This is a genomic window from Levilactobacillus suantsaii (assembly GCF_004115745.1).
Classification (GTDB): Bacteria; Bacillota; Bacilli; order Lactobacillales; family Lactobacillaceae; genus Levilactobacillus; species Levilactobacillus suantsaii.
Window position 1 is genome coordinate 19528 of the sequence record NZ_QXIL01000018.1, and the last position, 23571, is coordinate 43098.

Here is a 23571-nt window from a genome sequence, read left to right on the forward strand (position 1 = left end):
TCATTTAACTCAGCAATGTAACTGTTTAATTGCTTTCAATTGCTCTCTTTTCTCAGCTAGCAGTTGGAATCCCCGAAACGGTTTCACCAGCAGATGTTATTGGCCGTTAATGAGGCATATCGTTGCTGTTTATCCCTAAACCAGTTACAATAAAATTATTAAAAGTTGTCCACTTGTTCCAATGTGTTACAACCGTAAATTTAATGCACTTCTTAAATGGCATCAATTGTCATCTAATCTATCAATCGAGAGGAGGAGTTCACTGTGCCCCAAAAATTAAAAGTGACTACCATGCCACCCCATATTCTTTCGTCACGACACCACTGGCTGGCCACTAGCTTAACCGTGACCTCGCTCACTCTCGGGGTCTTCGGCACCACCATGGTCGCCCGTGCCGACACACCGGCCACCACTCAACCAACGTCTTCTGCCGTCACCACGACGACCGCCCCTGCCAAATCCAGTGTGCCCTTAAAAACCACACCGACCGCAACGCCATCTAGTTCCGCCGATTTAGCAGCCAAGCCTGCTAAACCAACAATTAAAGTTCCTGCCTCTCAAGCCCCCACCACAGCAGCTCCAGCTTCAACGGCACCCACTACGACAGTCACGACACCCGATCAGGTTACGACCACCACGCCCGGTGGAACCGATGAGGATTCTGACTCCAGTGTTCCCGTCACGCCAAACACGACCGGAATGGTCACCGTCAACGGTGTCAACCAAACGGGGAGCTTATTGAATCAGCAAGTGATGACCGGTGAAGTGGGGGCAATTTACCAGGCCTCAGCGGCGACTTTAGCTGGTTACCAGGTCGTTGGCTCCGCCAGCCAAAGCGGCACCTACACCGAAACGCCCCAGACCATCATCTTTACTTACCGCCCTGTCTTGACCAGTACTGCCGATGATAACCAAAACATCGCTGACAGCGCTGACGACCAGACCGTCAGTAACACCGACCAAGACCAAGTCGTTCCCGCTTCAAACCCAACCACTAGTAAGTCAACCATACTAACTAAGTTTACGACGACCACCTCCAGCGCAACTGACAGTACCACCAACCAAGCATCCCCCGCACCGACACCGACCACCACCCAGCCACACAGCGCCCCCACCAGGGTTGCCAACACGTCGCAAGCCGTAACGCCCACCACACCAACGGCTAACCCGTCAACGCCCTCTAAATCAAAAGCGGCCCTGCGTACAGCACCCAAAACTACCGAAGCCGACTTCGATTTACCCCAAGTTGAAAACGACGTGGCCGAGTCCCAAAACGTTTTTGTCAGTTTGGGGCTTCTCCTAACCGTCTTAGGCTTTGGCAGTTTAGTCGGTCTACGCTGGCACAACCGTGACCGTTAGCCACGACTAGCAGATACAAAATCCCCGAAACATCTGCCAATTCAGTGTGTTCCGGGGATTTTGGAAGTTAATTTAGGTTAATCGTTACCGACGCGTAAGACACAAGCGCCTTTGATGTCTCCGTGCTTGACCACCCGTAAGGCTTCATCGGCGTGGTCCAAGGCGTACGGCGTGGTGGCCGGGTGAATATTCAACCGGTCCGCCAGCGTCAAAAAGGTCTCGCCGTCGCGCCGGGTATTACTTTCCACGCTGGTCAGGTTCTTTTCGTGGAAGATGTGGTACTGGTAGTTCAACGCCGGGATGTCACTCAAATGAATGCCCGCTAATGCCAGGGTACCGCCCTTTGCCAAGTTAGCCAGTTCATTGGGCACCATGTCGCCCACCGGCGCGAACATGATCGCCGAATCGAGCTTGACCGGCGACTTATCGTAAGCGCCCTGCGCCGAAGCCGCCCCCAATTTTAGACCAAACTTTTGGGCGTCCTTGCCTCGAGTGAAGACGTGGACTTCAATGCCCTGGGCGATGGCGATTTGGGCGGTGATGTGGGCCGACCCGCCAAAACCGTAGAGGCCCAACCGACCACCAGCTGGCACGTTGGCCCGTTCGAATGCCCGGTAACCAATGATCCCAGCACACAACAACGGGGCCGCCGTTACAGAATCCAAGCGCTCGGGAATCCGGTAGGCAAAGCCCTCAGGAACCGTCACGTATTCGGCATAGCCACCGTCATGATCCCAGCCGGTGTATTTGGAGTACGGGCAAAGATTTTCCCGCCCGGACCGGCAGTACCGACAAACGCCACAGGTCCACCGTAACCACGGAATGCCGATGCGTTCTCCCAATTTGAAACGTGTGGTCGCCGGGCCATTCGCCACGACTTCCCCCACGATTTCGTGGCCGGGGGTCACGTGGGCTTGGTGGACCGGCAAATCGCCCTCACTCACGTGTAAATCGGTGTGGCATACACCACAGGTCAAGACCCGGACTAAGGTTTCGCCCACACCAGGTTGCGGCACGGGTTTGGTCACCATTTCGATTGGCGCCGTCGGGCCGTCGATGGGTCCCGGTGTGGTCACTTGCCAAGCCCGCATCGTACTCGGGATATTAGCGACGTGTTCTGCTTGTTCTGCCATCTTAAATTCCTCCTATCACCAGGTTAACTGGGCCACGGTGGTCACCAACTTTCGTTTACAGTAATCATGACCAGGAGCCTTCCCCCTTAGTTTAGCCTTAATTTCAAATTTGGACAGACTTCACCCAACTTTTTTCCGCTTCCGTGCGGCAAATGTCATATTATGTCACCTTGATTTGGTATCCTATATTTTAAGAAGTGGTTGTGTACCACCATTTCATTTTATGTTGTACAGAAAGGTTGGATATCCATGCAAGACTTACCCTTTACTTCCGCCGACAGTTGGGCGTTGTGGGACGTTCCCGCTGCCGACTTGAGCACCCGCTCAAATCAGGAACGCCAGCGTCTCTTCGGCACTGCCTATCAGGCTGAACATTTCCCCAAAGACCTGCTCAACGGCAATCTTGAACAGCGCTTACGGGAAACGCACTACGTGTTAGTGGGGATCAACCCCAATTACGTGACGCGCGAACACCTACGGGAACGGCGGTTCCTTAACTTTCACGGGCGCAAGGGCCGTTTAAACTACCGCTTAGCGGCGGCGGTCTACGGTAAGCCGCTCTGGGGGACCTTCATGACCGACCTTTCCAGTATCACCCCACCAGTAAGTCGGCGGGTCCGCTTCACCGCTCAAGACGTGGCCGCTTTCGAACAACACTTAGATCAGTTGGGGATTCCTGCAACCAGCACCCTGATTGCCCTAGGGCCCACGGCGCAGCACCCGCTCGCCCACTACGCCCACCGTCCGGTTGCCTCCCTGCACCATTATGCGGGAGTCAACGGTAGTTGGGACGCAGATGCAGCCCACCAACAAATTATGGCCATCTTGCAACAAGGAGCTAACACTCAATCTAAATTGGCTTAATCTAAAACGTCCCGTCGTGGGGAATAATCACGACGGGACGTTTTTTCTGACCTGTTTTAGTGGTCGCCAGTCAGCCACACCACTTGGTGCAGCTGCTTAAAACTGGAACCAGTCCTCATCCAACGTGTTACTCATGATTTCACGGGCAGTCGAGGCAAAGTCTTCGGTAACTAAGTTTTGCTGGGCTAATAAGCGGTACAGCCGGCGCAGCGCCGTCCGAATCCGCTTGGCTTCCGTCACGCTCACACCGTGCAACAAGAGCTCATCCACCCCCGCTGCATCGTCGTCAAGGATCGTGACATACCGGTAAGCCAGAAACTCATTGAGATAGAAGGTCAATTCCCGCAAATAAGACGTTTTCGTTTTAGCTGAAACTTCCCCCGTCAAGGCCTGGTCGAAATTTTCCAGCAACGTGGTGTTAGCGGCTTGAATTTGCGCCGTCAATTTATCCAATTCTTCTAAATCTGCCGTCACACTGAGGTCATCACAGGTCTTTTGCAGTGCTTGTAGCTGGGCTACGGCCGGACCAAATTCCACTGATTCTTTGGGTGGAGCTGGTACGGCTACGACGGGGTGCCACTGCATGTTAGCGGCGGCCAAATCCGCCGCCAAATCACGACCGGTGTGGTAGTGACCCGCATCATCCTTGCGCATCCCCTGTGTCAGGCGAATGGCTAGTTCGGCTTCGTCCCTCGCCGGTCCATCTTCCAACAAACTGGTCAGCATCGCGCCGGTATCGTTCATCCGCCCCACCCGGCTGCGGGTCACGGTCCGATTAGTCTCCCACGGCTTAGCGACTCGCCGATATAAGTCAAAGTCCGCAGGTGGCAAGTTATTATATTGCCAGATTTCTTCCAATTGCGCCCAAAAACGAGTTGCAAGCTGTTGCCGGTTCTTGGCGTTCACGTCCGTTAACACCACCGTCAACATACATGCATCGTTCACCAGCAACACTATCTTCTTATGCTGCCGGGTCGTGTAAGTCGCGTGCCATGAAAACAGCGGGTTCGCCAGGGCCAGTTGCTTGGCCGTCGCGGAATCTGCCACTGCCGGAAAGTCCTGAAACAGTCCCTGGGCCTTTTGAACCACATTAATCAACATGCTTGTCCACCTCATTAGTTTGGTCATCTTTACTGTAGTGTAGCTGATTCGATTGGGTAATGCACGTTTGACCAACGATAAGATGGCCTGGCGGTATTTTCCCGTCTAAAAATCCCACCAACCAACCTGCAAGCGTCATTATTGCGGCATCAGTCGAACGCGTCATTGAGCATCTCCCTTTCCGTCTGGGTCAGTAACGCTGTGACCACGTCAAGTTATAGCGGACTAAGCTATCTGACAAGGTGCCGTCCTGCAGACTATCGTCGATATGCTGGCATTGGCCAAAGATGTCTTTAGCTTTGGAATTTTCGCCTCCCAGGTGCTTCTCTTTCCGACTTGTAGACCTAATTCCCCACGGTAACCGGCGTATCCTCAGCGGCGATTGGGTCCGCCTCCCCCAGGGCTAACCTCATCGGGGGAATTCCTAGTAAGTCACAGGTGATATGCTTTCCAAATCATCGTCACTCCTGGCGTTAGATCTAATAAGCTCATCATCAACGCATCAAAAAAGACGGTCAACACGACCGTCTGTCAGTGACTCGTTTCGGTCACTCCTGCCAAGGGTGATTTCCATTATAGCACACGCCTTAGCCTTTCGGGTCGCGCCAGTGATTGCCTTGCACCGCCAGGTCTGCGGCAATATTAGCCACCACGTGAGGCGGTTGTTGGCGACCCAACGGCGGTGTTTTGGCCACTAAAAGGTCCAACTCCAACGGTATCGTGATCCCTTGGTCAAGCAGAAAACTGGCGTACATCCCCTGTTCATTAAGCCGTCGGACGTGTTGATGGACGATGGGCGCGTTGATCTGCCAGCTTCCCGCCGTTTGCCGGTACGCTTTCAAGTTAGCTGATTGCAACCCGTACTGGGGCCATTGTTGGGCTAACTGATCCCAGAACTGGTCGGCTAAGCGCTGGGTCGCCGTCACGTTCGCCGCATCCACCACGACACATAACGCACTGGCATCGTGGCCAAAAAGCAATAAGCGCTGGTGGTGCGCCATCACAGTGGTGGCGTGCCAGGAAAACAACGGGTTCGCTAAGGCGGCTGCTTGCGCCCGGTCGGTCGACCGTACCACCGGGTAATCGCGAAATAGGTCACGACTCTTTTGGGTGACATTTAAGTACATTTTGGAGCCTTCTTTCGTTGCTAGTTGGGTAAACTCTCTCACAATTATAGCATCTAGCCGCCAGTCGCCTTTTTACCGTTTCTCCGGGCAAACGAAAAGGACTCGAAAAACGAGTCCTCTTGCATAGACTTCTTATGTCCTTATTTCTCAACCATCACCAATTTAGGATTAGCCGTAATATAGCCGCCACCAGCGACATGGTAGCGCAACGTGCCACTGACTGTTTGGCTGTTTTGCCGGGAGTAATCCCAGCCAACAACTTTCACGGTTTTACCTTGCTTAATGGCTTTAACCTTATGCGTCAAATTGACATTGCGGTACAACTTGATCGTCTTCTTGGCCTTAATTTGACGCACTAGGCGCGGCTTAGTTGGGGAGACCCACTGCTTATTGCCAGTGATGTACGTCCCATCGGTCAGTTCGTAACGGGTCGTTTGCCCGGCCTTGACGCGTTTAACCACGTTGATTGCGGTGCCTTGTTTGAAGTGCTTTTCGTCAGTCGCTTTGGCAAAGACGGCCTTGCTGTGCGCCCGGATTCCCCGCGCGTTAGTCACGTAGAGTTTTTGATAATTACCTTGCCAGTAAAGCTTGGCAACGTAATCCGGGTTAGCCGTAATGTAGGTGCCATCAGCTAACTTGTAACGCAAGACGCCATTGGCTGACTTGGCTGTGTCGACAACTTTAAAGACGGGTGCGTAAGCCTTGGCCTTCTTGGCATAACGATTGATTCGTTGGGACTTCTTAAAGGTCGGCGTGTTGTATCTGTAAAGGGCTTGCTTACCATATACCTTAAACGGCGTTATTGGACTGAGCTCATCCGCGACGCTGGAGCTGGAATCGCTTGTACTAGTTGTGTTGGTCCCCGTTGTCGTGGAACCCGTTGCTGTCGGGTGATACGTGACGGTATACGTCTTGTCTTTAGCCGTAAAATCAACTTTGACTTGCTTTTGGTCCGGCGTGTAATCCGCAACAGTTGGCGACGTAATGGCCATCGCCTGATCGGAACTCCCTTGGAGCTCTCTTGTCGGCGCAGCTTCAGAACCATCCGGCAACCTATACTCAATTTTGGCTTTAGCCACCTGATCTTTAGCCACGATGGCATAATGGTCTGTTTTATCGGGAGTCGTTTGAAGATCGAACGGTAGCTTAACCGGCATTAAGTAAACAGATACTCCGCCTAGCTTTTTTTCAGTCGTTTTAACGACTGTCCCTGTATCGGTATCAATTACCTGTGAGGTATCCTCTCCTAACCCCTTCATCAATTTATCGGTACCGGGTGCATAGGTACTCGGATCCGTGAGGGAGTCAGGGGCATCAATCAATAGAAAATCATCGTTTTGATAAGCTGAAGTTATCGTTTGCGTGATGATAGGTTTTCCACGTTCACTGATGACAATATTATTTTGATACTGGATTTTGTGCCCCTGTGGAAGCACAAGATAATACCCTTTGGCGAGATTTTTATTTCCATTTTTATCTGTAAACGCATTCGCGGCAGAAGCCGTTTTGGTCACGCCATCCTCATCATACTGATAATATTTATACGCCTTCAGGGGCTGATTTAACATCTGTCTAAACTCAGTTAGGCTTGCCGAATAACCCTTGTATATTGTAAAAAATTTATCCACGTCATTCTTATAAATATTACGGGGCATGAGCTGATTGGCTACATCCGAGGAATCAATCGCTAAGTCAACAGCAGAAGCTGATAAATCCCCCCCCGATATTAGATTAATCCCCAAATTCCATTCTATCGCGTTGTCCTGCAGAATTTCTCCCAACGTCGAGTCTTTCGTAATTTTGTCAGGATCCAAATTATAAGAACCAAACATATCGCTAGTGGTGTCAGGTACGCCAGACATTGTGTCACCAAAAGGGGTATTATCCACCCCCAACTCACTGTGTCGCGGGACATAAATATTTAATCGGGGGCCCGTAAATTCCGGGAGAGACGACTCTGCCCGGGCCACCTGCCCACCAATTAGGACGCCACAAACTACCAATAATCCCATCAATAACCACTTCATGATACTTTGTTTTTTCATTAGCCGCTCACCCCAACTGATTATGCTTATGAATTCAATTTAACATTAGATAGTTAATGCTATCATCTCTTACCATTATAATTCGTTATCCGGGAAAACTAAAAAATCAGTCCCTGATTCACCGCGTTTTGACCCCAAACTATTAAAATTGGTCAAAATAAAAGGCATTAAGTAAAGCGAACTTCTAAAGTTTAGATTTAACATCCAATCTTAGAAACTCGCTTTAATCAACACCAAATTTCATAAAATCTAAAATGCAAAGTACCGACAAAATAACGACCGCTGGTTCTTCAATGCTGCTTGAGATCAAAGAACCAACGGTCGTTATCTTTTTATATTTTAAAGGCCAACTTGGCTTATTCCGTACGGGTTACCCTGCACGCTTTCCCAAATGCCAAACTACGTTCACTCTAATTAATCATCGGTTAATCGATAGCTCACCGCCACTAATCTAACCAGTTCAGCCTTAGAGCTTAGGGTTGTCACATCAACGGTAATCCAATGCTGTTTGTCAAAGTGCCGCCCCATGGTAATCGCAGGGGACAGCGCAACTAATTCTTCAATATCCGCTAAATTTTGTTTCAAATCGACATACAAATGCTCGTCTTGCGCATAAACTAGCGCAAAGATGCGCCCAGTTTTCGCATGGCGCATTGCGTCAAAATAATGCGGTTGTGTCGCCCCGGCTGATTGAACGGCTGATTAACCGTGACCGCTCTATTTGCACTGATCAATTGAATTAAGTCTTGTTGTGTCAGCTTCATCGCTCAGCTCTCCTTTTCAACACTTATCCAGGCGTATCTCCTACTAGCATCTACTTGATTAATCTTTGGCTTTTTTCACCAGTGGCTGAATCGGGAAAATGGCAACGTTTCGGTGCCCATCAAACATCATGTAAGGATCCTGAACTAATTCAACCTCACCATAATTAACGTAGCGATTAGGTTCTTTATTAATCATGAGATAAACCGTAAGATCAGTATCTCGTGACTGTGCCAAGGCTCTATTTTGGCTGTAATCGAGGCGCTGATCACCCTGCTGCCCCATCCCCGAGTAGTTTAAAACCTCCCCGTCCCATTTATCCGGATACAGATTAGCCGACTCTTTAGAAATCAGGACTAGGCAATTATTGGCATTGGACTTTCGCATACCCCCCTGTGTTGAAACTCCGAATGCTTCGGCAACCTCTGCGTTACTGTAAGTTGCTCCGATTGTTAATTGTTTGATCACATCTTCATCCCCTTAAATTAAGCATACCAGTTTGATGAGTTCATCACGAGCTGGACGGCAAAATTTAACGTTCATTATTCCTTAATTAAATCGCATTTACACTTTGGAATACAAAATAGGGCGTCATAAAACCGCAAAATTCAAATAATATTTCAATCTGTTCGACGTATATAACTTGAATTATCACGACTGGTTTCAACTTGTAAAGCCTGGCTCATTAGCCGCAATCTAAATTAGAGTGCCCCTCCACCGTAGGAGGCCAAAGACCCAACCAAAAATTCTGATTTTACAAAAAGGGCGCTAGTTCACCCCAGCGTCCCCTCATCGTTTCACCTTCAGTTTTATGCGCCCCCCGAGAGTCGAACTCGGATCATGAGGACCGAAATCTCATGTGCTATCCATTACACTAAGGGCGCTGAACACTTCCATTCTAATACAAATCAATTCCGGTGACGAATTTTTCGGCAAACGCAGTCTGATTTTTCGGGTGTCCAGTCGGGACTATCAGTTGTGGCGCATCAGTTTCCTAAATCAGCTACCTTAAGACCTACCGCAACTTGCCGGTGACGACCCTTTCTATAATAACGGTAATTTCATAACTAGGAGGGAACATTATGATTACCGCTTTCGCAAGTCCTTCAACCTACGTTCAGGACGACCAACTTTTGACCCACGCCGCGCCGTACATCGCCCCCTTCGGCGACCACGGCATGCTACTGACCGACGACAACGTCTGGCAACTGGTCGGCGCGACCTTTTACCAGAACCTGACCGATGCCGGGCTAACTATCGCCCACGTGACCTTTAACGGGGAAAGTTCTCCCGAAGAAATCGACCGCATCAAAGCCATCGGCGAACGGACCGCCGCTAAATTCGTAATGGCCTTAGGCGGTGGCAAGACCAACGACACCACCAAGGCGGTCGGGGACGCCCTCGGGATTCCCGTGGTCATCGTGCCCACGCTGGCCTCGAACGACTCGCCCTGCACCCGGCTCAGCGTCATCTACTCCCCGGCTGGTGAATTCATGACCTACCGCTTCTACGACAAGAACCCTGATTTGGTCCTGGTCGACGACGCGGTAATTGCCGGGGCCCCGGTCCGCTTCTTAGTCGACGGGATTGCCGACGCCCTGTCCACCAACGTCGAAGCCCAGACCATCGCTCGCGCGCGAACGACCACCCTGTTACCCTTGCACACGCACCAAACCGCGGCCGGCTTAGCCCTGGCCGAAAAGTGTGAGGAGCTGCTCTTTACTTATGGTGAACAGGCGGTCGCCGCGGCCAACCAGCACGTGGTCACCCCGGCGCTCTCCCACATCATCGAAGCCAACATCTTATTGAGTGGCGTGGGGGCCGAAAGCTCTGGTCTAGCTGCCGCGCATAGTTTTCAAAACGGCCTGACCGCCCTTTCCGGCGACGTCCACAAACTCTCTCATGGTCAAAAGGTGGCGTTTGGCACCCTACTGAACCTGACGTTGACCGGCGCCAGTGACGCCGAATTCGCCCGTTACCTAGACTTTGAAAATCGGCTGGGTCTACCGACCACACTGAGTGCGTTACACCTCGATTCCGTCAGTGACGACGATCTCTTGAAAGTCGCCAAATTGACCGTCCAAGACGGTGAGACCATCCACAACATGGGTTTCCCCGTCACGGCGCGCGCCGTTTTCGCCGCCATGAAGGCCACTGACCGGCACTCCCGGCGCCTCCAAGGGTTCGGCTAAACATGATGTCAAAAAAAACGTTTCGGGCCCACACGACCGGAACGTTTTTTTTGCCCCCTTATTGTTGCACACCTTCCGTGGTCCGCTGAGCGGCCAAGTGGAAGTGCCCCCAGGCCAAGCTCAAGACGAAGGCCAAACCGGTCGGCACTAACCAGCCTAAGCCTAGGCTCGCGAACGGCACATAGGTGTGATAGGCGTGTAAGACCGCGGCGACCGGACCGAAACCGGCAACCACGGCCGGCGCGTTAGCCAGCATATCCAAGACCGCTGGCACCGCCGTGACCGCAATCGTGGTCCTGTAGACCAGCCCGGCGTATGGCCGCTTCGAAACCGTCAACGACACCAAGATCAACGCTAACGATAGCGGGTAGAGCAACATCAAGACTGGTAACGACCACGCGATGATGTTGTCCAAGCCGGCGTTGGCGACCAGAAACGACGCCACCGTGGTGACCCGCAGCCAAGCCAGGTAACTGACCTTCGGGAACAATTTATGGAAGTCCTGGGCAAACGACGTCACTAACCCTAACGCCGTGGTGAAGACCCCTAAGGTGACCATCACTCCCAAAAAGGCCGTCCCGAAGTTGCTGAAGTAGTGACCCACGATTTGTGACAGGGCCACCCCGCCATTGGCCGACAATTTAACTTGACCTAAGCTCAACGTCCCTAACAGGACCAGGCCAAAGTAAACCAAGATTTCTAATAAGATACTCAAGGTCCCGGCTTTGGCGGTCAAGCGAGTCAGTTCCTTATCGTGATACCCCAGACCCCGCACCGCGTGGACGAAGGTGACGCTCAGCGCCAATAACGCCACGGCGTCGATGGTGTTGTACCCTTCCAGCAACCCACTGACGGTGGCGCCGGACTGGTAAGCCGTGGTCGGCGTATGGGTGGTGCCGCCCATTGGGTTCAAGAACGCGACCACAAAGACTACCGCCAGGAGCGCCAGAAACGCTGTATTTAAATACTTGCCAACGATCTTGACCAGAATATTTTGGTGGGTCGCTAGTACGTAAGCTAATGCGAAGAAGACGGCAGTAAAGATGACTTGTCCCACGGTCAACCAACTCTTCGGTAGGAAGGGTTCGGCCGCCATTTCGTAGGCCGTGGCCGCGGTCCGGGGCGTCCCGAAGAACGGGCCGATGGTCAAATGGACTAAGACCAAGAAGACCGCCGCGTACTTGGCGCCGACCGGCTTGGCCAAATCATAGAGGCCGTCACTCTTGGTGACCACCACCGCCAAGATGGCCAGTAACGGGAACAGTGAGCCGGACACAGCAAACCCGAGTGCCGCCGTAATCCAATTTTGCCCAGCCATCTGGCCCAAATGAACGGGGAAAATCAAGTTGCCGGACCCGAAAAACATGCCGAAAATCAACGAACTCACCACTAATAATTGCCAAAAATGATGTCGCCTAGTTACTTGTTCCATCTTGATTCCTCCGATCTTTGCTGGTAATCCATTATCCAAACGCGAAAAAAGCCCTTCTCCCGCCGAAACGGGAAAAGGGCTCTAGTTTTTAAGTAGAACGGTACCACCTTTTTGTGGCGTTTGACACACGCCACACTCATCACGGACCAACATCCGCTAGCCCAATAATGGTGGCCACCACGGTAACCTACGAGTCGCCTCTTCAGCACCGAACTCAGAAATGATGTTCACGTTTGACCGCTGATCCCTTCACATTTTACGGGACTCACTGGACAGCAACTCAAACGCTACTTTTTTCCTCAACGTTTTTCAAATATTGGTACCCATTATAACCAGGCTCAAACGAAAAATCAATGGCAATTCTAATTATTTTTTAATCATTTGGCTTTTGATGGTCTTTTCGCCAACGCTTAACGTAATCCAGGCGTTTCTTGAACAAATTCTCGCGCCCCTGGTCGGTCGGCTGGTAGTACTCGCGCCCAACTAAGGCATCTGGCAAACTCTGCAGCGTGGTTAGCTTATCCGGCGCATCGTGGGCGTACTGGTAGTCCTTGCCGTAATCCAGGTCGGCCATCAACTTGGTCGGTGCGTTCCGTAACTGGAGCGGCACCGGTTCGTCGCGGGTCTCCTTGACGTCCTTCTTCGCGGCTAAACGCGCCTTATAAATCGCGTTGGACTTAGGCGCTAGTGCCAAGTAGGTCACGGCCTCAGTCAGATGAACGTCGCATTCGGGCATCCCCAAGAACTGACAAGCCTGAAAGACGTTCACCGCCACGTTCAAGGCGTTGGTGTCGGCCAGGCCGACATCCTCACTGGCGAAGCGCACCAGCCGACGGGCAATGTACAACGGGTCTTCCCCACCTTCAAGCATCCGCGACAACCAGTAAATCGCCGCGTCGGCATCGCTATTGCGCATCGACTTGTGCAACGCCGAGATGATGTTATAGTGCTCCTCACCAGTCTTGTCGTAGAGCACGAACTTTTGGGTGATCAGTTGCTTCAGGTCGGCCATGGTGATGGTCACCTGTTTGTCGTGACGGTCCCCGTTCAAGACCGCCATCTCGAGCGTATTAAGTGCGGTGCGGGCGTCGCCATTGGCAAATTCAGCGATGGCCCGCAGTTCGTCGGTGCCCAGATTGACTTTAAGGTCAGGAAAACCGGCCGGATTCTGAAGCGCGTTGGTCAACAATTGTTGGATATCGGCGGTGGCTAGTTGCTTCAACACAAAGACCTTGCACCGCGACAACAACGCCGAGTTCAATTCGAACGACGGGTTCTCGGTGGTCGCCCCAATCAAGATGATGCTGCCCCGTTCGACGTAGGGCAAAAAGGCGTCCTGTTGGGCCTTGTTGAAACGGTGGATTTCGTCGACGAAGACCAGGGTCCGCTCACCGATTTCCCGGTCGCCTTCGGCCAGTTTCATGATCTTTTTGATTTTACTGATACTGCTATCGACCGCACTGAAGCGGATAAACTTCGCCTGGGTCTGGTGGGCGATGATTTCAGCTAACGTGGTCTTGCCCACACCCGGCGGCCCCCAGAAGATCATCGACGAGACCTGGTCGTTTTCAATCAGGTCACGCAAGATTTTCCCGGGTCCCAACAACTGTTGCTGGCCCACGAACTCGTCGAGTGACTGCGGGCGAACCCGGTTAGCCAGTGGCATTTGTTGGGACTGTTCAAATAATGAGCCTTGTTCCACAACGCACGCCCCCTTTAGCGTTCTACTACCGACCTCCGGCGGCGCGGGCCGCCTGTTGTTCCAGATAGCGCTGGGTCTCATCTGAGTTTTGCCGAAAATCCGTCACGAATGAGTCACTGACCGGTGCGACCGTCGCCGTTTGGTGGCCTAAAATATCGACCACAATCAGGTCTTCATTCTGCCACTTGGCCGTGTCGTAGTGGCCGTCTTCGATTTGATCTAAGAAGGTCTGAAAGGTGTCTAGGACCCCTTGGCGAATCACGTCTTCTTCACTGACGTCATCGCCTAACTTTTTCAGTTGGAGTTGACGCAATTGCACCTCGTCCATATCACTTAGAATTTGAATAAACATTCTCGTGGCCCCCAGTTTGTTTTACATTCATTCTATCACGAGACCCGCAGAAAAGAACGAGGCGAATCGTTATCCTTCCCCGCCATCTGGTGTAAACTAAAGGTAATACGCAGTGGGGCGTTGGTCGCCTCACCTGACGTATGGTTCCGACTAAGGAGGACGCCAACTCATGGAAGATTATATTCTCGATTTCACCACGAACCTGGCCATCCTCCACCGGCAATTTCAGCGCGACATGAACCAGATTCTCGAGGCCGACCAGGTCCCCATCAACATCACGGAATTCTACCTGCTGGTCTTGGTGTCCGAGTCTAGTCCCATCAATCAACGGATGGCGGCGCGTACGATTGCGGTGGATGAAGGCCTGATGACCCGCATGGTCCGCCATCTGGTCACAATCGATCTTTTACAAAAGACTGATGACCCTGCGGACCGCCGCAACAAACAACTGGTCTTGACCCCGGCCGGCGACCAGCTCGTCCGCCGCGCCATTCAGGTCCTCCACCACTGGTGGCAGAACGTCACCCCGCCGGATACCACCGTCAACTTCCAAGCGATGACGGAACAGTTGCAACGCTTATCCACCCGTATGTTACAATTTGACCATCCATTAGAAAACCTATAGCATTTGCCTTTATTTAAGGAGGGACTATCGATGAGTAAAGCCATTACGATTGCGCAAGCGCAAAGTTACGACGCCCATACCATTAACCAGGTCGGCATTCCGTCCATGGTCTTAATGGAACGCGCGGCGCTAGCCACCTTCAACAACCTCTTAAATGATGATTACGACCTCACCCGTGTCGTGGTAGTCGCCGCCACCGGAAACAACGGTGGCGATGGCATTGCCGTCGCACGACTGTTAAAGATTCGGGGGATCGACGTGGCCATTTATCTCTTGGGGAACCCCGATAAGGCCACGCCCCAGACCAGCCAACAACTCAAAATTGCGAATTACTACCACATTCCGTTCACCTCGGATCTAAACGACGTGATTCACGCCACCACGATTGTCGACGCCATCTTCGGTGTGGGCCTCAGCCGCCCGATTACCGGCAAATTCGCCGAAGCCGTCAACGCCATCAACGCGACGGACGCGTCGACCGTGGCCATCGACGTGCCATCCGGCATCAACGCGGACACCGGGGAGACCCTAGGCGTTGCGGTCCTTGCCGACTCCACGACCACCATGGCTTACAAAAAGATCGGTATGCTGACCGTCAACGGCAAGAACACACCGGTATCTTGCACGTGGCTGACATTGGCATTTACGCGGAGGATAACGTGGAGAGTTTAAAATAACCGTGACACCACCAGGTTCGGGGCCAATACCCCGGACCTTTTTGCTACCAATTTTTGCGACCAGTAAGTAAACCACCAGGTGACAAGTCACTACATTCGGCCGTTCTCGGGCATATCGGTTGTCTTATCTGTCATTCCTTGTTATATTGTAAGCGGTTGCATAAGGGAGGATTTCAATGGATCAGACAACCGGATTTAGTAATATTCAGGCCCTCGACCCAACCATCCTGGTCGACTTACGCTACGCCACGACCAATAACTTCACGGGCCAAGTGATTTACGACTTTACAACCGCCATCGCCCGCACGGGAACCGCCGAAAAATTAGCCCGGGCTAGTGCCAGTTTACGGGACCAAGGCTACCGGCTAAAAGTTTTCGACGCTTACCGGCCGGTGCGCGCCCAGGAACGGCTCTTTGAAGTCTATCCCGACCCAGCCTTCGTGGCGCAACCCGACCCGAACTTCTCCCACCAAAAAGGGGTCACCTTTGATTTGACCCTCTGTGATACCAACGGTCAAGAACTGGATATGCAAAGTGCCTTCGACGATTTCTCCGAGCGGGCCCACCGCGACTTCGCCCGGACCACAATTCAAGAGAAGCACTACCAATTGCTCCATCAAGCCATGCTGGCCGCCGGATTCGTGGGGTACGTCAACGAATGGTGGGACTATCGCGATGCCGACCAAGACACGTACGGTCCCCTGGCCGCCGACCCCAATGATTTTGCGTTAACTTAAAGCACTCCCCCCCAATAAAACGGGACGCTAAGCACCGGTAAGTCACCGGCCTTAGCGTCCCGTTTTCAGTCGCTTTTATTGCACTGCGCTCCTTTCTTTTTACACTGGTGAGGATAAGAAAGGATGGCGATTTTTTTGACACTGACAACCCAAATCAAAACACTTCCCGACGGCACCTTAATTCTGCCGTTAACCACTCAGCTCGGCCTTACCGCGGGCCAGGCGGTGACGGTCACCGCTACAACCACCGGCGTGACCGTGACGCCCGTGACGCCATTGGATCCTTCGCCGGCCTTTAGCGCGGCACTGCCAACCGTTTTGCACGACTACCAAGCGGCCCTGCTCAGTCTCAAGAAAGGGGATCAGTAACATGACCACCACTTACCTCACGCCCCGCGAGCTGACTGTACTCAATCAAGCTGCTTTGGCGGACACCACCGAAACGACTACCATCCGTAGCCAGGCCGCCGTGGATTCCATCATCGCTCAGCCCCAGCAAGTCTTCTTCGACACCGCAGCCTACCCGACCATCGAGCAAAAGTTAGGCATCGTCTTTCTCAAAGTCATCACCCTGCATCCCTTTGAAGACGGCAACAAGCGGACCGCCGTTTTAGCCCTGGCCATCTTGGCTCAACTCAACCACTACCACTTGACCTACACCAATCCACAGATTGCGGCCAGTGACGGGCCGACCATCGACTACGACGCCATCTATCAAGGAATTCGGGCGCATCTGGTGAGCGCCTAACTCCCGTGATTAGGCCGATTGGACCCATTTCCCCGATTTCACGATGCAAATTCGATTGGCTCCCCACCTTAAAATGGTGTTTACTAGACATAACTCATTTTAAGGAGGAACTGCCGTGTTTGCCATCGTCATGGGGGTCGTCATCGGCCTCCAAACCAGTATCAACTCTCGCTTGCGCCAATCCGTGGGGTCGCCATTTATGGCGTCACTGATTTCCTTTACCGTCGGGAGTGGCTTTCTAGCCGTGATTACACTTTTGATCGACCATCGTCTCTTTTTTACACCCCACCTCTTCAGCCAGCAACCCGCGTGGTTGTGGCTCGGCGGGGTATTTGGAGTGGTCTACCTGACCGGTAACATTCTCCTGTTCCCTAAATTGGGGAGTGTCCAGACCGTGATTTTGCCAATGTTTGGCCAAATCCTAATGGGCCTACTCATCGACAACTTCGGTTGGTTCCACGCCAAAGTTAGCCCTTTCACCACGGTTCGTGGTGGGGGTGCGCTACTGGTTCTTCTAGGCGTTATCGTCACGGTCGCCCTCAGTGATTGGCTCCTAAAACGGCGAGCAGCCTTAGATGCGGCTCCCACGACCACCGCATCCGCGAGTCTGTGGCTTTGGCGGCTTTTAGGCATTGGCGCCGGTATGTTAGGGGCCGCGCAATCGGCCATCAACGGCCATTTGGGTCTCGTACTCCGCTCATCGCTCGATGCAGCCTTCATCTCGTTTTTCGTGGGAGCCCTAACACTTCTAGTGATCAACCTCCTGTTACGCTCATCACGGCAACTTACCCAGCCCACTGACCGGCCGAATCCCTGGTGGATGTGGGTCGGCGGCGTTATCGGCGCCTTATTCGTCCTGGGCAACGTCTACCTGGTCCCAATTCTAGGTACCGGGCTGACCGTGGTCATCGTGTTAGTTGGCTTAATGGGCGGCAGTTTACTTATCGATAACTTTGGTTGGCTGGAAAGCCAGCGCAACCCGGTCACGCTGGTTCAAATCGTGGGCCTACTGATTATGGTCGGTGGGGTCGCTTTGATTCATTTAGCTTAATCTAATTTCCCCGTCTGGTGCCTGCCGTGACTAGACGGGTTTTTAGACATGAAAAGGGGCCCATCATCTCAGTGATGAGTCCCTGATCAAAGCTGCTGTTGCTTGCAAAGTTATGGTTTAGCCATTAATGAACTAGCCATCGGCCTTTTCTGGATGACCTTGCAAGTAAATCACGTGAGTATTCAAGTATTCTTCGATACCGTGACGACCATCGTCACCACCGATACCGGATTCCTTCCAGCCAGAGTGAGAACCGTTCATGGCTTCGAAGTTGAACCGGTTGATGTAGGTTTCCCCGTCTTCCAGTTCGTTAGCTGCCCGAGCAGCGTTGTCCAAGTTCTCAGTGAAGATGGAAGACGTCAACCCAAAGTCGCTATCGTTAGCCATGTTGATGGCATCATCTAAGGTCTTGAAGGTGACAATTGGCAGAACTGGGCCGAAGATTTCGTCTTGCACGATTTCAGAATCCTGCTTAACATCCTTGATAACCGTTGGGGCGTAGTAGAACCCGTTTTCGATTTCAATCTTGTGACCACCAGTAGTGACCGTCCCGCCGGCTTCAACGGCACGTTGAACCATGCCGTCGACCTTGTCCAAAGCGGCTTGGTTGATCAATGGACCCATGCCGGAGTCTTTGTCGGCGATTGGGTTAGCAACCTTAACGGCGGCCATCTTGTCCGTCAACTTCTTGGTGAATTCGTCAGCCACGTCTTCTTGGACGTAGATCCGTTCACAGTTGTTGCAAAGTTGACCGTTGTTGTCGATCCGTGAGTCGATGATGGATTGAACCGCCAAGTCGATGTCGGCATCGCTGCAGACAATAGCTGGGGCCTTCCCACCTAATTCCAGAGAAACCTTGGCCATGTGCGTGGATGCTGCAGCCATGACCCGCTTCCCGGAATCAACGGACCCGGTCAAACTAATAATGCCAATCTTCTTGTTGTGGGATAATTCGTCCCCGACAACCGAACCAGGACCCGTAACAAAGTTAACAACACCCTTTGGAATGCCAACCTTGTCGACAATCTTCGCAAATTCCAGCGCTAGGTTTGGCGTGTCAGAACTTGGCTTCATGACAATCGTGTTCCCGGTGACCAAAGCTGGCCCCATCTTCCGGGCAATCAGGAAGAATGGGAAGTTCCATGGTAAGATCCCGGCGGCAACCCCGATTGGTTGCTTGGCAATCATGATGTTTTCGTTCGCGTTGTCGGATTGAAGAATTTCCCCTTCATAGGTCCGCGCTGCCGATGCCATGTAGTCGAAGTAGTCCGCGGAGAACATAATTTCCGTGGTGGCTAAGGACCGAATCTTCCCCTGTTCTTCTTGGAGCATATCGATTAGGTGATCCGCTTGGTTGCGAACTTCCGTAGCCACGTCGTGTAAGTATTGGCCCCGAGTTGCGGCTGGAACGAACTTCCAGGTCTTTTCAGCTTCGTAGGCATCGTCGATGGCAGCTTTCGTTTCCTCGCGGGTCGCACTTGGCACCGTGGAAATCTTTTCCCCGGTCGAAGGGTTGAGAACCGTCAATAATTTCCCTGAATCGGAGTCCTTAAATTCACCATTAACGTACATTTGATAGTGCTTTAAATCTGTCGTAGTTGACATGTTTATGGCTTCCTTTAATTTTGAATTAATGACGACAACTAAATGATTCTGCGATTACTTACCCGGAACGTAATCTGGGTCGATAACTAAGACTGGCTTGATGGTCTTCCCACTGCCAGAGTCGGCGTTGGCTTCGTTGATTTGATCGAACTTGTAGAACTTTTCAGTCTTGTCGAAGTCAAACATGCCGGCTTGATAGAACTTGATTAACCGTGGAATATCAACTTGTGGAATGGCATCCCCCATGTTGACGCCGACGATCTTACGGTCGTTGACACAGAGGTCGTTCCAAGTATCCAAATCAATGTGGTTTGGCGTAACGGCGATTGTGGCGGTCGTCCCACCTTGGGCTAAGGCTTGAATGGAATCTTCCATGACTTTCTTGACCCCAGTAGTATCAACAGCCCAGTTGACACCGTAGCCATCCGTCAACTTCTTGATGGCTTCAACGGCATCTTCGCTCTTACTGTTGATGGTGTCCGTCGCGCCTAATTCCTTGGCTAAGGCCAAGCGAGAATCAACCACATCAATGGCGATAACCGTGGTGCAACCCGCAATCTTGCCGGCCATCATCGCAGCCAGACCAACGGCCCCAGTCCCAAAGACAGCGATAGTGTCGCCCGGCTTTGGTTGTAAGGTGTTGAGCACGGTCCCGGACCCGGTGACGTAGCCACAGCCCAGTGGCCCTAATTTCCGCAAATCCAAGTCCTTTGGTACCTTAACCGCGTTACGTTCCCGAACCACCGTGGTCGTGGTGAAGGAGGATTGGTCGAACATATCATCGACCTGGTGCCCATTTTCAGTAAAGTGAGCACTGCCGTCTGGCCGAACCCCAGACAAGTTATTCGCCGCGTAGTTTAAGCATTGTGTTGGAATCCCCTTCAAGCAGTTCGTACAATTGCCACAACCATAGAAGGAAAGAACGACGTGATCGCCGGGCTTGAAGTCCTTGACTTCGGGGCCAACCTTTTCAACAATCCCGGATCCTTCATGACCCAAGATGATTGGATAACCGATTTCCGCGTCACCTTTCCGTAACGCTTCGTCGGAGTGGCAAATCCCAGTCGCTACCATATGGATTTGCAAATCATCCGCCTGCATTGGGGCTAACTCAACATCGTCCCGCATTTCAAAGGAATCGCCTTTTTTATCAACAACTGCCGCTTTGATACGCATACAATCATCCCTATCTGTAAAATTCTGACATCCAGCAACTTGATCGTTGTGATTAATTCACACATTATAGTCTTTTTCTCCCACCAACAGTGGGAACACAAGTGGTAGCGGCACTTGCAAAAAAAGTCAGATTGTGAAGAATTACTCACTCCGCTCTACAAGTTCGTTATACCGCTTTTTCGATTGAAATTAAAGGGCTTTCAGAAAGATTTTTCAAGTTTTTCGCTCCCCACTTCCACGCTTTTGTTGCCCCTTTGTTGTTCAGTTCACATTTTCCAGAACATTCCATCAGCGCCCCAGCGTTACGCTCGCAGCGGGTAAATCGGTCAACCCAATTCCGCGACAGTTGGGCATTTATCTTCCCTGTAGTCGTTTAAGGTTTCGACCATTAACTAATTGAAAAACTCGTTGAAAAGAGGCTTAGCATTGACCAACGTGTTACGGCCACTTGCCAACCAAACGATGACCTTGCAAACTGAAAAGTTTGCCCACTGACTTAACGAGATGAAAAAACGCCCGGTCCCTTACAGGTCCGAGCGCTGCTTTGCTTTAGTTACATTTTAAAATCATGCCGTTTATTTCTCCACCATAAACGAATGGTCCGGAATCCGGATCAACGTGTACCGGTGCGCCAGGCGTCCGGCATGCAAGCCAATCCCGTTCAAGAAGTTTTTCTTGTAGGTGGTCTCAATCACGCCGACCCAAGCCTTTTGGTGCCGCTGGTCATATTTCGCAACTTTCTTTTTATTCCACTTATACGCAGATGCTGGTAAGTTGATTGGCTTCTTCCCCGTCGATACGGTCGCAACGGTACTATCGACCTGGTAGCGCTCGCCTTCAGTCAGGTAGGTGTACTGTTGGATTGGCTTGTCACCACCACCGTTATTGACCTCGACGTAATACGACGAGCCCTTGCTATCACCGGTAGTCAAGACCAGTGGTTCGTAACGCGTCTCCTGTGTGACCCGACTGCCCAAATGACTCTCGTTTTGGAAAAAGGTGGTGGCACTCATCCCCCCGAAGAACAGGAGCCAAACGACCAGTTCAACTGTCGAAATGATGAAATTGCGCCACGAGAAGCTCCGGCCCTCCTTCACAATCAAATGAATCCGCCGTACTCGCATATCATGCGTCATCCAGACGAGGGTGATCAGAACCAGTAACCACAAGCCCATCCCCACTAAGTTCCAACTTGATTTCATTCCAACATTCGTTCCCTTCCGCAATTTCTCCAATATTAAATGCTAAATTTCAATTACCCTTAAGCTTACGAGATTCGCCTACCGAATACAAGCGCATTCTAAGATTAATTCCGTTATACTAAAGGCAGTTTATTTCCTTAAGGAGGTTCTTGCTCTGTGTGTACTAGTCTAACCTATACGAACGGTGCCGGCCACCACTTTTTCGCCCGCACCATGGATTTTCCGACCACCACGCCCTGGCGGCCCGTCTTTTTACCCCGAGATTACCAATGGACCACCGCTTTGGGGGTGACCCGCACCACCCGTTACGCGTTATTGGGTGGCGGACGCCCCGCCGCGGACCGGCCGGCCTACCTAATGGCCGATGGGGTCAACGAAGCGGGTATCACCTGTGCGGAGCTTTATCTGCCTGGCGCCGTGACCTACGCCGACGACCCCGTTGCCGATAAAATCAACCTGACCCCGCAAGACTTCATCAACTGGGTCTTAGGTGAACACAACAGCCTTACCGCCGTAAAGCGCGATCTAGCTCAAGTCCGACTGATCAACCGCCGTTGGGGTAACGACCGTTATGTCTATCCCTTCCACTGGCTGTTAAGCGACCGGCAGGGACACACGCTGGTCATCGAGCCCACTAGTCTGGACCTACACGCCGTTGCCAACCCCAGCGAGGTGTTGACCAACACACCGGTACTGGCAACCCATGAACAGAACCTGAACGACTTTTTAGGCGTCTCGGCCGACCACTTTACCACGGCGACCATCGCCGCGGCTAAAACCTATCTGACGGAGCATCCCGATTTACCCACCAGCACCGTGCCGACCCGGCGCTTCCCGCACGCTTATTCGGCAGATTAATTTTGTATTTTACAAGCCCTTTCAAGACTTTAACCCGATTGATATTATGTTGAAACAATACTGTAACAACGTCTTGATAGTATTGAAGATGTTGTTTACATAGTTTTAATTAATTTCCAAAAAAATATTTATCAATGAGGGGTTTGTTTAGTTCTATGAAGAAAACAGTTGCTAAAGTTATTTTGTCACTCGTTGCCACGGTTGCCTTTGCGTTCACTGGTGCTCAAATGAGCCAACCAACTGAAGCGCAGGCCGCTTCCCAGGTGTCTTACAGTAAGATCTACAAGGTTGCCAAGGCCCAATTAGGCAAACCTTACGGCTGGGGCGCCACTGGCCCTTCCCGGTTCGACTGCTCCGGTTTCACCAGCTACGTGTACAAGCACGCCGCTAAGAAGACCATCCCCCGGACGGCCCAAGCGCAATACAACAAGTACAAGCACGTGTCTTACAAGCACATCAAGAAGGGCGATTTGGTCTTCTTCGGTGGCAGTAAGCATTCCATCTCCCATGTCGGCTTATACGTTGGCAATGGTAAGATGATCGATTCGCAAAACCGTGGTGTGGTGAGAGAAGCCGTTCACGCCCCATGGTGGCACGCAGTCGGTTACGCCCGCGTCGGTAACGTCATCAAGTAAGCAACTTTAGCAAAACTGATTTCAGCAAACAAACGACCCGAATTCTCCTGCCTTAGGCGCGGGAGGATTTTTTTGTGGGACGAATTGTCAAATCAAGTGTAACTTTTTACCGAAGAAAACTTCAGATGGTGTCTTCCAGCCTAAGACCTTACGGGGGCGATTATTTAAATTCCTGACAAACTTCGCGA

At 51.8% G+C, this 23571-nt stretch carries 23 protein-coding genes, 1 tRNA gene and 1 pseudogene; 11 read left to right on the forward strand and 14 right to left on the reverse strand.

The window, feature by feature from the left end; all coding sequences use genetic code 11:
• Window positions 1–264 precede the first annotated feature (264 nt).
• Complete coding sequence (locus DXH47_RS08505; RefSeq protein ID WP_129032924.1) at window positions 265–1359, forward strand: MucBP domain-containing protein; 1095 nt, start codon at window positions 265–267, stop codon at window positions 1357–1359.
• A gap of 77 nt (window positions 1360–1436) precedes the next feature.
• Here DXH47_RS08505 and DXH47_RS08510 read toward each other — a convergent pair whose 3' ends face one another.
• The gene (locus DXH47_RS08510) at window positions 1437–2492 is read right to left on the reverse strand and encodes a zinc-dependent alcohol dehydrogenase family protein (protein WP_129032925.1); all 1056 of its coding nucleotides are present in this window, start codon (window positions 2490–2492) and stop codon (window positions 1437–1439) included.
• Between the two features lie 249 nt (window positions 2493–2741).
• Here DXH47_RS08510 and DXH47_RS08515 point away from each other — a divergent pair, with 249 nt between their 5' ends.
• Entirely contained in the window at window positions 2742–3356 is a 615-nt protein-coding gene (locus DXH47_RS08515; RefSeq protein ID WP_191985852.1) for a hypothetical protein, read from the forward strand.
• A 96-nt stretch (window positions 3357–3452) separates the two neighbouring features.
• Here the strand turns inward: DXH47_RS08515 and DXH47_RS08520 are convergent, their stop codons facing one another.
• The 7 genes from DXH47_RS08520 to DXH47_RS08545 form a co-directional block, all read right to left on the reverse strand.
• A complete protein-coding gene (locus DXH47_RS08520; RefSeq protein WP_129032926.1) occupies window positions 3453–4457 on the reverse strand; it encodes a DUF6933 domain-containing protein in 1005 nt (334 codons plus the stop codon).
• Window positions 4458–5044: 587 nt separating this feature from the next.
• A complete protein-coding gene (locus DXH47_RS08525; protein WP_129032927.1) occupies window positions 5045–5584 on the reverse strand; it encodes a DUF6933 domain-containing protein in 540 nt (179 codons plus the stop codon).
• Between the two features lie 140 nt (window positions 5585–5724).
• Window positions 5725–7152, reverse strand: coding sequence for a DUF5776 domain-containing protein (locus tag DXH47_RS08530; protein WP_129032928.1), 1428 nt, complete (start codon window positions 7150–7152; stop codon window positions 5725–5727).
• Window positions 7153–8043: 891 nt separating this feature from the next.
• On the reverse strand, window positions 8044–8283 hold the full coding sequence (locus DXH47_RS12095; protein ID WP_129032929.1) for an MmcQ/YjbR family DNA-binding protein: 240 nt from the start codon (window positions 8281–8283) through the stop codon (window positions 8044–8046).
• Window positions 8247–8393 (reverse strand): hypothetical protein, encoded by a 147-nt coding sequence (locus DXH47_RS11690; RefSeq protein ID WP_170954990.1) that lies wholly within the window; start codon window positions 8391–8393, stop codon window positions 8247–8249. Before DXH47_RS11690 ends, DXH47_RS12095 begins: the two co-directional genes overlap by 37 nt.
• Window positions 8394–8451: 58 nt before the next feature.
• A complete protein-coding gene (locus tag DXH47_RS08540; protein WP_129032930.1) occupies window positions 8452–8859 on the reverse strand; it encodes a hypothetical protein in 408 nt (135 codons plus the stop codon).
• Window positions 8860–9203: 344 nt separating this feature from the next.
• Window positions 9204–9275: transfer RNA gene (locus tag DXH47_RS08545), tRNA-Arg, on the reverse strand.
• A gap of 201 nt (window positions 9276–9476) precedes the next feature.
• Here DXH47_RS08545 and DXH47_RS08550 point away from each other — a divergent pair.
• Window positions 9477–10583 (forward strand): glycerol dehydrogenase, encoded by a 1107-nt coding sequence (locus tag DXH47_RS08550; RefSeq protein WP_170954991.1) that lies wholly within the window; start codon window positions 9477–9479, stop codon window positions 10581–10583.
• Window positions 10584–10641: 58 nt separating this feature from the next.
• Here the strand turns inward: DXH47_RS08550 and brnQ are convergent, their stop codons facing one another.
• The 3 genes from brnQ to DXH47_RS08565 all read right to left on the reverse strand — a co-directional run bounded on the left by brnQ (window position 10642) and on the right by DXH47_RS08565 (window position 14069).
• Window positions 10642–12015, reverse strand: coding sequence for a branched-chain amino acid transport system II carrier protein (brnQ, locus tag DXH47_RS08555; RefSeq protein ID WP_129032932.1), 1374 nt, complete (start codon window positions 12013–12015; stop codon window positions 10642–10644).
• A gap of 373 nt (window positions 12016–12388) precedes the next feature.
• Window positions 12389–13717, reverse strand: coding sequence for a replication-associated recombination protein A (locus tag DXH47_RS08560; protein WP_129032933.1), 1329 nt, complete (start codon window positions 13715–13717; stop codon window positions 12389–12391).
• 25 nt (window positions 13718–13742) lie between these two features.
• Entirely contained in the window at window positions 13743–14069 is a 327-nt protein-coding gene (locus DXH47_RS08565) for a hypothetical protein (protein WP_129032934.1), read from the reverse strand.
• Window positions 14070–14238: 169 nt separating this feature from the next.
• On the opposite strand from DXH47_RS08565, the gene DXH47_RS08570 reads away from it, so the two are divergent.
• The 6 genes and pseudogenes from DXH47_RS08570 (at window position 14239) to DXH47_RS08595 (ending at window position 17907) form a co-directional block, all read left to right on the forward strand.
• Window positions 14239–14694, forward strand: coding sequence for a MarR family winged helix-turn-helix transcriptional regulator (locus DXH47_RS08570; protein WP_129032935.1), 456 nt, complete (start codon window positions 14239–14241; stop codon window positions 14692–14694).
• Window positions 14695–14724: 30 nt separating this feature from the next.
• Window positions 14725–15371 (forward strand): annotated as a pseudogene (locus tag DXH47_RS08575) (NAD(P)H-hydrate epimerase).
• Window positions 15372–15547: 176 nt separating this feature from the next.
• The gene (locus DXH47_RS08580; RefSeq protein WP_129032936.1) at window positions 15548–16108 is read left to right on the forward strand and encodes a M15 family metallopeptidase; all 561 of its coding nucleotides are present in this window, start codon (window positions 15548–15550) and stop codon (window positions 16106–16108) included.
• A 135-nt stretch (window positions 16109–16243) separates the two neighbouring features.
• Window positions 16244–16477 carry a hypothetical protein gene (locus tag DXH47_RS08585; protein WP_129032937.1) on the forward strand — a complete coding sequence of 78 codons (234 nt, stop codon included), beginning with the start codon at window positions 16244–16246 and terminating at the stop codon, window positions 16475–16477.
• A gap of 1 nt (window position 16478) precedes the next feature.
• Complete coding sequence (locus tag DXH47_RS08590; RefSeq protein ID WP_129032938.1) at window positions 16479–16856, forward strand: type II toxin-antitoxin system death-on-curing family toxin; 378 nt, start codon at window positions 16479–16481, stop codon at window positions 16854–16856.
• Between the two features lie 115 nt (window positions 16857–16971).
• Window positions 16972–17907: a DMT family transporter gene (locus DXH47_RS08595; RefSeq protein ID WP_225423545.1), complete on the forward strand. Its 936-nt coding sequence runs from the start codon at window positions 16972–16974 to the stop codon at window positions 17905–17907.
• Window positions 17908–18039: 132 nt separating this feature from the next.
• Here DXH47_RS08595 and aldA read toward each other — a convergent pair whose 3' ends face one another.
• From aldA to DXH47_RS08610, 3 genes are all read right to left on the reverse strand, one after another.
• Window positions 18040–19512 carry an aldehyde dehydrogenase gene (gene aldA / locus DXH47_RS08600; RefSeq protein WP_129032939.1) on the reverse strand — a complete coding sequence of 491 codons (1473 nt, stop codon included), beginning with the start codon at window positions 19510–19512 and terminating at the stop codon, window positions 18040–18042.
• A 54-nt stretch (window positions 19513–19566) separates the two neighbouring features.
• On the reverse strand, window positions 19567–20688 hold the full coding sequence (locus tag DXH47_RS08605; RefSeq protein ID WP_129032940.1) for an NAD(P)-dependent alcohol dehydrogenase: 1122 nt from the start codon (window positions 20686–20688) through the stop codon (window positions 19567–19569).
• A gap of 575 nt (window positions 20689–21263) precedes the next feature.
• Window positions 21264–21890 (reverse strand): LVIS_2131 family protein, encoded by a 627-nt coding sequence (locus DXH47_RS08610; RefSeq protein ID WP_129032941.1) that lies wholly within the window; start codon window positions 21888–21890, stop codon window positions 21264–21266.
• A 156-nt stretch (window positions 21891–22046) separates the two neighbouring features.
• On the opposite strand from DXH47_RS08610, the gene DXH47_RS08615 reads away from it, so the two are divergent.
• Window positions 22047–22748, forward strand: a complete 702-nt coding sequence (locus DXH47_RS08615; protein ID WP_129032942.1) for a linear amide C-N hydrolase — start codon at window positions 22047–22049, stop codon at window positions 22746–22748.
• 155 nt (window positions 22749–22903) lie between these two features.
• Window positions 22904–23383: a C40 family peptidase gene (locus DXH47_RS08620; RefSeq protein WP_129032943.1), complete on the forward strand. Its 480-nt coding sequence runs from the start codon at window positions 22904–22906 to the stop codon at window positions 23381–23383.
• Window positions 23384–23571 lie beyond the last annotated feature (188 nt).

What these genes read in the sequence shown, in the direction of transcription:
- aldA (WP_129032939.1), bottom strand. Translation starts at nt 19,512, where the DNA reads ATGTCAACTACGACAGATTTAAAGCACTATCAAATGTACGTTAATGGT.
- DXH47_RS08580 (WP_129032936.1), top strand. Translation starts at nt 15,548, where the DNA reads ATGGATCAGACAACCGGATTTAGTAATATTCAGGCCCTCGACCCAACC.
- DXH47_RS08510 (WP_129032925.1), bottom strand. Translation starts at nt 2,492, where the DNA reads ATGGCAGAACAAGCAGAACACGTCGCTAATATCCCGAGTACGATGCGG.
- DXH47_RS11690 (WP_170954990.1), bottom strand. Translation starts at nt 8,393, where the DNA reads ATGAAGCTGACACAACAAGACTTAATTCAATTGATCAGTGCAAATAGA.
- DXH47_RS12095 (WP_129032929.1), bottom strand. Translation starts at nt 8,283, where the DNA reads ATGCGCCATGCGAAAACTGGGCGCATCTTTGCGCTAGTTTATGCGCAA.
- DXH47_RS08610 (WP_129032941.1), bottom strand. Translation starts at nt 21,890, where the DNA reads ATGAAATCAAGTTGGAACTTAGTGGGGATGGGCTTGTGGTTACTGGTT.
- DXH47_RS08570 (WP_129032935.1), top strand. Translation starts at nt 14,239, where the DNA reads ATGGAAGATTATATTCTCGATTTCACCACGAACCTGGCCATCCTCCAC.
- DXH47_RS08530 (WP_129032928.1), bottom strand. Translation starts at nt 7,152, where the DNA reads ATGTTAAATCAGCCCCTGAAGGCGTATAAATATTATCAGTATGATGAG.
- DXH47_RS08515 (WP_191985852.1), top strand. Translation starts at nt 2,742, where the DNA reads ATGCAAGACTTACCCTTTACTTCCGCCGACAGTTGGGCGTTGTGGGAC.
- DXH47_RS08520 (WP_129032926.1), bottom strand. Translation starts at nt 4,457, where the DNA reads ATGTTGATTAATGTGGTTCAAAAGGCCCAGGGACTGTTTCAGGACTTT.
- DXH47_RS08525 (WP_129032927.1), bottom strand. Translation starts at nt 5,584, where the DNA reads ATGTACTTAAATGTCACCCAAAAGAGTCGTGACCTATTTCGCGATTAC.
- DXH47_RS08590 (WP_129032938.1), top strand. Translation starts at nt 16,479, where the DNA reads ATGACCACCACTTACCTCACGCCCCGCGAGCTGACTGTACTCAATCAA.
- brnQ (WP_129032932.1), bottom strand. Translation starts at nt 12,015, where the DNA reads ATGGAACAAGTAACTAGGCGACATCATTTTTGGCAATTATTAGTGGTG.
- DXH47_RS08605 (WP_129032940.1), bottom strand. Translation starts at nt 20,688, where the DNA reads ATGCGTATCAAAGCGGCAGTTGTTGATAAAAAAGGCGATTCCTTTGAA.
- DXH47_RS08565 (WP_129032934.1), bottom strand. Translation starts at nt 14,069, where the DNA reads ATGTTTATTCAAATTCTAAGTGATATGGACGAGGTGCAATTGCGTCAA.
- DXH47_RS08620 (WP_129032943.1), top strand. Translation starts at nt 22,904, where the DNA reads ATGAAGAAAACAGTTGCTAAAGTTATTTTGTCACTCGTTGCCACGGTT.